The organism is uncultured Campylobacter sp. (genome assembly GCF_938045205.1).
GTDB lineage: Bacteria > Campylobacterota > Campylobacteria > Campylobacterales > Campylobacteraceae > Campylobacter_B.
Genome location: NZ_CALIMY010000116.1, coordinates 1 through 8189, shown reverse-complemented (window position 1 = coordinate 8189; position 8189 = coordinate 1). Strand labels below are relative to the sequence as shown.

Annotated in this window: 3 protein-coding genes and 2 pseudogenes; 3 read left to right on the top strand and 2 right to left on the bottom strand. The window is 39.2% G+C overall.

What is annotated here, in order from left to right:
• A pseudogene (locus tag Q0198_RS07190) lies at positions 1-318 on the bottom strand (hypothetical protein); the annotation flags it as partial.
• Between the two features lie 163 nt (positions 319-481).
• On the opposite strand from Q0198_RS07190, the pseudogene Q0198_RS07185 reads away from it, so the two are divergent.
• The 3 genes and pseudogenes from Q0198_RS07185 (at position 482) to Q0198_RS07175 (ending at position 6794) form a co-directional block, all read left to right on the top strand.
• A pseudogene (locus tag Q0198_RS07185) lies at positions 482-2833 on the top strand (molybdopterin-dependent oxidoreductase).
• 46 nt (positions 2834-2879) lie between these two features.
• Positions 2880-3368 carry a hypothetical protein gene (locus Q0198_RS07180; RefSeq protein WP_297896485.1) on the top strand — a complete coding sequence of 163 codons (489 nt, stop codon included), beginning with the start codon at positions 2880-2882 and terminating at the stop codon, positions 3366-3368.
• Positions 3369-3767: 399 nt separating this feature from the next.
• Entirely contained in the window at positions 3768-6794 is a 3027-nt protein-coding gene (locus Q0198_RS07175) for a TonB-dependent hemoglobin/transferrin/lactoferrin family receptor (RefSeq protein ID WP_297896483.1), read from the top strand.
• A gap of 512 nt (positions 6795-7306) precedes the next feature.
• On the opposite strand, the gene Q0198_RS07170 is transcribed toward Q0198_RS07175, so the two are convergent.
• Complete coding sequence (locus tag Q0198_RS07170; RefSeq protein ID WP_297896481.1) at positions 7307-7756, bottom strand: hypothetical protein; 450 nt, start codon at positions 7754-7756, stop codon at positions 7307-7309.
• Positions 7757-8189: the final 433 nt, after the last annotated feature.

Genomic DNA, 8189 nt, shown 5'->3' with positions numbered 1-8189 from the left:
GCTTGTTTTAATGGGCTTAGATAATATAGCAGAACTTCCGCCATGAAAATTTTTTAAAATTTTAGAATAGACTTTTTTGTTTTTTGCTAAAAATATAAATTTTTGATTCGGCGAAATGGATGAAATATTAAAGAAATCAATTTCTTCTTTATTCTCAAATAAAGGATCCAGGTCGATAATTACGACATCTAAATTTGTATTGCAATTAAGATAAAAATTCAAAAAGTAATCAAAATTTATAAAATATAAATTTAAGAATTTATCCTTGTTTAGCCTTATTTTTTCAATTAAATTTTCGTCGCTACAAACAACTAACACACAGAGCTTTTGAAGCCTTTTTATTCTTGACGTAATTTAAAATCCTTATAAGTTTAATTTGATTTATTATCCAATAAATAAGCTAAATTTAATTTTAAAAATGAAATTAAAATGAATTTATTTAATATAATTGCGGCGAAATTTTGAAATTTAAGGAGACAAAATGTCAATTTCAAGACGAGATTTTTTAAAGACATCTGCTGCGGCTACGGCAGTAGTTTGCTCAAATCCCCTTATGGCCAAGGAGAGCAAGATTAAAAGCATACCGCATGCTTCAAATTTAGGTGCGTTTTACGCCGACGTCGACGAAAACGGAAAGATAGTGAAAATTAGACCGCAGATATCTGATAAAGACCCCAAATATCCCGGAAACGAGGCATGGATAGATAGGGTTTATTCCGATACCAGAATAAAATATCCTTGCGTTAGAAAAAGTTACCTAGAAGGTAAAAACACTCCCGAGCTTCGCGGCAAAGAGGAATTTGTGCGAGTAAGCTGGGACGAGGCGATGAAGCTAATAGTTAAAAAGCTTCAAAGCGTAAAGACGGACGAAATTTATAATGCAAGCTATGGCGGCTGGGGGCATCCAGGTCTTCTTCACAACTGCAACTCCGTGGCGGGGAGATTTTTTAATACCGTTTTTGGCGGAGCGGTAGGAACTGACGGCGAGTATAGTAACGGCGCTGCGGGCAGAGTAAATGCAACTATCGTTGGAGATTTGGAAGTTTATTCTCCTCAAACCGCACATGAAGTAATGCTTGAAAATACGAAAGTGTACGTAATGTGGGGCGCTGATTTATTTAAATGCAATCAAATCGACTATAAAATAGCAAATCGTGGAAACAATCCTTATTTTGAAAAATATGCAAAATCTGGAATAAAATTTATCACGATTGATCCGCAATACACGGAAATTGCTAAGAAATTTAACGCCGAGTGGATTAAAATTCGCCCAAATACCGACGTGGCGCTTATGCTTGGAATGTGCCATTACCTATATACAAGCAACCAATATGATAAAGAATTTATCGAAAAATACACTTTTGGATTTGATAAATTCCTGCCTTATCTGCTTGGTAAGAGCGAAGACATGGTAGAAAAAACTCCTGCCTGGGCTGCAAAGATAACGGGTATTGAAGAGAGCGTTATAAAAGCGCTTGTCGATACTTTCGTAAAAAATCGCACATTTTTAGCAGGCAACTGGGCTATGCAAAGAGCCCATCACGGAGAGCAGGCCGACTGGATGCTTATGGTGCTTGCTTCGATGATAGGACAAGTTGGTCTCCCCGGCGGCGGACAAGCGTTTTCGGGCGTTAGTTTGCCGGTAGGCTTGCCGCAAGGTAAAAACAAAGTAGACGCGAAAATTCCGGCCTCAAGAGTTAGCGAAGCTTTGCTAAATCCGGGCAAAAAGATCAAATTTAAAGGCTCTGAGATAACATATCCAGATATCAAAGTCATGTATATAACGGGCGCAACTGTTTTGGGACACCATCCAGATACAAATGAACTTATAAAGGCTATCCGCAAGCTTGATACTGTGGTAGTTCATGAGCCTTGGTGGACGCCGATGGCAAAGATGGCCGATATAGTGCTTCCTTCTACGACCCCGCTCGAAAGAGACGATATAAGCTATGGCGGCTCTTATTCGCAAGATTACGTTTATGCGATGAGAAAGGTTATAGAGCCGCTTTTTGAAGCCAGAAACGACTATGACGTTTTTGCTCAGATGGCAAAAATGGTGGGCGAAAAAGAGCATCGTAAATTTACAAGCGGCAAGAGTAAAGAGGAGATCATAAGAAGCTTTTACGAAAGAAGCGATTGCGTTAATTACGTAAGTTTTGATGAATTTTGGGAAAAAGGATATGTGTATTTTGAACCAAACGAAGAGGCAAAGAAATTTGTTCGCCACGCGGCATTTAGAACCGATCCCGTAGCAAATAAACTGGCTACGGAAACGGGTAAAATTCAAATTTTCTCGCAAAAATTTGCTGATTTTAAACTTGATGATTTTAAGGGACATCCTATGTGGTTCGAGCCTGCATAATGGCTCGGTAATAGAGAACTTACAAAGCAATATCCGCTTCATTTGCTAAGTCCGCACCCAAAATATCGCATCCACTCTCAGCTCGATAACTCTTTTGTAAGAAAAGCATATAAAGTAGGAAATAGAGAGCCTGTGCTTATAAACGATGAAGATGCTAAGAAATTTGGTATAAAAGACGGCGATACGGTTGAGGTCTATAACGACAGGGGTAGAATCTTAGCAGGAGCCGTCGTAAGCAAAGACATTATGAGGGGCGTCGTGTCGATAAACGAAGGCGCTTGGTATGATCCTGAAAATTTAACAGATGAAAACCCAAGATGTAACGCAGGGTACGTAAATTTATTAACCAGCTCAAGACCTACTTCGACTATGGCCCAAGCGACTTCTATAAATACTTGCTTGGTGGCTATCAAAAAAGTTGATGCTAAGGCCTATGCCGGCGTTAAAACACCGATAATAAAAGGAGCATAAATGAGAAAAATTCTATTTTTAACGGCGGTCTTGGTAAATTTTGTTTTTGCAAAAGATATGTTTTATCTTTGATATCAAGGCTGATTTGCTTGATCCTAAAACCAAAGAGGTCGTAGGCGAAATTTATGAAGGTACGCCCGTAAAATTTATAAAGCAAGAGGGTGATTTATCGCTTATCGAAGTTAGCGGAGAGGTTACGGATAACAAAAATATCTTAGCCTACAAAAAAGATCCTTTGATAACCTTTTTGATGCTTAAAAATCAGGAGGCAAAACCGAAGGCGCAGTATCTAATAGACAGCAAAAAATTAAATGAAAATAGCTACGCCTCATGGGAAGAGGCGGAGCTTGTTTATTATGATACTTGCAGCTCATGTCACGCGGCTCATAAACCAAAAGAGCATTTGATGAACGAATGGGACGCATATCTAACCGCCATGCAAACATTTGCTAAAATAAACGATGAGGAAAAATCCAGAATTCTACGCTTTATGCAAGCCTTTGCAAAAGACGGAATCGCAAAAGAAGAAGATTAAAATTTTAGGCCAAATTTAGAAAAAATCTAAATTTAGCTTCTTATTAGATTGCAATAGCTACTAGTTTTGATTAAATAACAAAAAGTCAAAAAATACTAACAAATTGTTACATATTATAAAATGCGCTTTGTTATCATTCGCTCTCTTATAATTTTTAGCATTTTATCTAGTCGTTTCAAAAACGCTTTGCAAAATTTAGCGCTATATTAAAGCTTAAAATGCACCTATTACGTATTTTTCGACCTATTCAAAATTTTATACTTCTTAAAAAATCAAAATTTCAAGCATTTAAAATTTATCCTAAATTTAAACTGCAATTTAATTAAACATTAAAAATCTTTGTATTATTATTCGCCGCGTTAATAATCAATTCTATAATCATTAAGTAAGGAAATATGAATGTTTAGAAGATTCTCTCTCTCTCTCTATGCCTCGCTGCTCTTTTATGGCTCGCTTTACGCGGAAGACCAGGCAAATTCACAAGAATTAGGAACCATCCAGGTAACGGGCAATGTCGATTCGCAAAGCGTAGCCGAGCAAAAGGTCGGCGAAACTAAAACTACTGCGCAAACTATTAAGAAGCAGCAGATCACCGATAGCAGAGACTTGGTGCGATACCAAACGGGTATCACAGCGGTCGAGACGGGCAGATTCGGCGCTAGCGGATACGCCGTTCGCGGCGTGGACGAAAACCGCGTGGCTATCACGGTGGACGGGCTTCGTCAAGCAGAGACCTTGAGCTCGCAGGGCTTTAAAGACCTCTTTGAGGGGTATGGAAATTTTAATAACACAAGAAACGGCGTAGAGATGGAAAATGTCAAAACGGCCAATATCACTAAAGGAGCCGACTCCATAAAAGCAGGAAGCGGCGCACTCGGCGGGTCGGTTATGTTTGAAACCAAAGACGCTAGGGATTTCTTGACGGAAAAGAATTACCATTTCGGCTTTAAGCAGGGCTATCAAAGCGTCGATAGCCAAAATTTTCACTCCTTCACCGGTGCGGCTAGATACGGCTGGTTTGATCTTTTAGTTATAAACACCGATAGACACGGTCATGAAAGAAAAAACTATTTCTACGACATATATGATAGCAAAGAGGACAAACTTCATATAGGAAAAACTCGCGAAAAGGCAGACCCCTACACCATAACCAAGAAGAGCACGCTCGTAAAGGTGGGACTTCAGCCGAGCGATAACCATAGATTGTCTATCGCGATAGATGACTCGAAGCAAAATTCCGACGGCGAGGATCTTTCTTATACGTTAAGAATGGGTAGCCGTCCAGATGCTCCGGAACGATATGGAAATAGGACAAACCACGATAGCTCTACCAGAAGAAACGTGCAGTTTAGCTACGAATATGTCGGAGATACTCCACTTTGGGACAGTGTCAAACTTTCGTATTCTTGGCAAAATATTAAGAACCGTGCAATAAATAAAGAGGGTTGCCAAGGCAATAGATGCCAGAATGTGCAAAATCCTTCTGGGATGCATCTAAATAAAAGCTCAAGCGGTTATGATATCGTAGATAAAAACAATAGACCCCTAAGCGTTGATCCGCGACCTGTCGAAGAAGGCGAAGAAATTATTAAAGATGGTTCGGGCAATATTCTAAATAGGGGCAGCGATTATAAAAAAAGGGATGGTGAAGGATATTATTTGGATTGTTCCAAAGTAAATTGTAATAAAAAATTTAAAGTATTAAAAGAAACATACGATGGAGATACTTGGGAGTATAATTACGAATTAGTGGAAAGAGAGATAGAAAAGCATACTCTTCCTGACGGCAGAGTTTACGGGACTATAAAAAGAGATCCGAGCGATATAGATACTATGACAAAGGCTTATAAGCTATTTCATTTAACTCCATATACCGATGGTTACAATTCCGTCCAATACACTGATAGGACTCTAGAAACTAAGACATTTCAGGTTAATCTAGACTTAGAAAAAGAATTTAGTCTATTTAATTTGATAGATAATTCTATATCATACGGCGGACTTTTGGATCAAACAGATAAATCTATGACTAATAAAGATGGATTTTACTCGGGTGATTCACAATGGTGGGATAATATACTCTTCGGTAGAACTCCTGGAAGTGGCGTGCCAAACCCTAATTACCATATGAATGGTAGTCAAAGAAGCAATACCACTGCGGTGAGTACCTATCTGATCCCAGTGCAAACTACGACTGTAGCAAGCTATATCGGGGATGAAATTCAAATAACTAAATACGTAGGCTTCGATCTCGGTTATCGCTTAGATTTTGTAAACCATAAACCAAAATATACCGGCCATCCTGAAGTGCCAAGAGGCATCATAACCGGTCTATGGGTGCCGTATCCTTATAATCCTTACGATGGAGTGCATGGCTATTACACTCCTTACGGAGAACAAAATTATCAGGAAAATTTAAAATTCCTACTAAGAGAAAAGCAATACAACAGCAACTCATATAAACTAGGTCTAAATTTAGACCCGCTCGATTGGATAAGAATTCAGCTAAAAGGCTCCAAGGGTTTCCGCGCTCCGACATCGGATGAGGCGTATATGACCTTTAAGCATCCGGACTTTTCTATCCGTCCTAATATATTTTTAGAACCAGAAATCGCAAGGACGAAAGAGATCGCTCTTACTTTTTATAGCGAGAGAAGCCGCATAACTTTCGATGTTTTTAAGACGGATTATAAAAATTTTATCGATCTTGAATTTTTGGGAAATTTACAAGTCGTAGATCAGCAGATACCGTATCCGTTTTATCAAAATGTAAACCGAGATAGCGCCAAAGTGCATGGATTTGAGATAAATACCCATCTGGAGCTCGGCGATGTATCGGAGAGCCTGGAGGGATTTAGGCTGGGATATAAATACAGCAGACAAAAAGGCAGAATGTCGTGCGCCAGCAACGGCTCAAACGCCAATGATTCAAACTCCGGATGCAGTAGGGGCGAAGAGGTGCCGATGAATGCGATCCAACCGCCTACTTCCGTCTATAATATCGGCTATTCTACGCCCGGCGACAAATATGGCATTGATCTTTTCATAACTGACGTAGGAGCCAAGAAGCGCAAAGATACCTACAATATGTATTGGAAAAGCCAAGTCGAAAGAACGGATCCATATTGGGGGCACATCGATGCTTCTATAGTAAACGGAGAGCCCGTAACCGATAATACCAAAGGTTGGCGAAGCGGTGATTATACGGTAGTGGACGTTATTGCTTATGCAAAGCCGCAAAAAAATTTTAACTTTAGTCTAGGCGTTTACAACCTAACCAACGCCAAATATATCACTTGGGATAGCGCCCGCTCGATCAGGGCTTTCGGAACGGTCAATATGATCGATCAGGCGACGGGTGCGGGCATCGGCAGGTTTTACGCGCCGCGCAGAAATTTTAGATTTAACTGGGAGGTAACGTTTTAGTTCTTGGTGTGTTTCGATCCAAAATTTAAAACGAATTTCGAATCCAGGGCTCAAGTTGATCAAATCGAGCCCTGGATTGCAATTTATGCTTTAAATTTATCCAATGAGCCTTTGCAACGCAAGAGCAAGATCACTTCGTATTTTTGGCATTTTGATAAAATTTTTAGCGATATGATTTTCGCCGAACAGTAACATTTTGCGCGCGCATTAAATTTGTATATCGCCGCTTTCGTTTATGCGGTTTTGGCTCAGAACCTACCGCCGTGCAGTATAAATTTTACATTTCTATCGATAAAGCCTTTTTTTACTAAGGTCAAAGGCAAACTTTCATATCACATAAATTTGCTCGCCGTATGATCCTAATAAAGACGAGTTAGAAGCACCGAAGACATTTGACAACCGCACGCAAAAACTACGGCAGCTGGATGAGACCTACGATAAGGCGCACAAGACGATGCTTAAGACAAATGATTTTTTATTTATGCGTTAATACGCGGAAAAATAAAGACAAATTAGCCTCTATTTTTCTCGATTTCATATAAAATTTTGATTTTTTTACAAGCTCTTTGCAAGATGCAGAACCCTAAGGCAATATATAATAAAATGGACAACTTACTAATGCCGTAAAACCATATGGGAAACGTTACGATTAAAAAAACTATTAATATAAAATCCCAAATTATAGCTAGAGCCTGTTTCACTCTCATATAATTTGAATACTTAGCTAAAATCGAAATATGCGTTATGCTGGGCGACTCAGGGGAAAGATAACAATACGTTACCTCGACTATATCGCCGTTATCAGCAAACCATTGATCGGGATAGTCGAAAAATCTTATTCCTTTTACCTCAAATGTTATATACAGTCCGTCTCGCCCCCAGTCTGTTTCTAAGTTTTCCATCTTGCCGATAATTGTGAAAAATTTCAATTCACTTGAAGCTTTCTTTTTTAAATGCCACATTATTTTCCTCCAAATTTCGGTAAAATTTCGTAAAATACGCGCTACTTTCTGTGGCGTTCGCACTAAAATTTTAATTTTTGCACACCCGCGTCAAAATAGGCGAGAAGTCCCATCAAAATCAATGTTAACGACACGCAATCATAGAAATTCGCTAAAACCGAGCAGCGTATGCGAAAACGCACGCCCTTAATCTCAAAAAGCACGAATGTGTCGATACTTTTCGCAATGTCTGGACGCTCAAATTTTCGATTCTGCCCGTGATTTTGCTTTTAGCTTCAGATTTTGGCAAAAGATTCATATCTATAGTCCGTGCGCGAAATTCGCCCACCGAAAGGTACGGCGGATTAAAATGCATAGAATTGTAAAGTTGAGCTTACTTACGATAATGTTTAAAGTTCCGTCCTGCGCGAGCTAAATTTTATATAATTTTAAA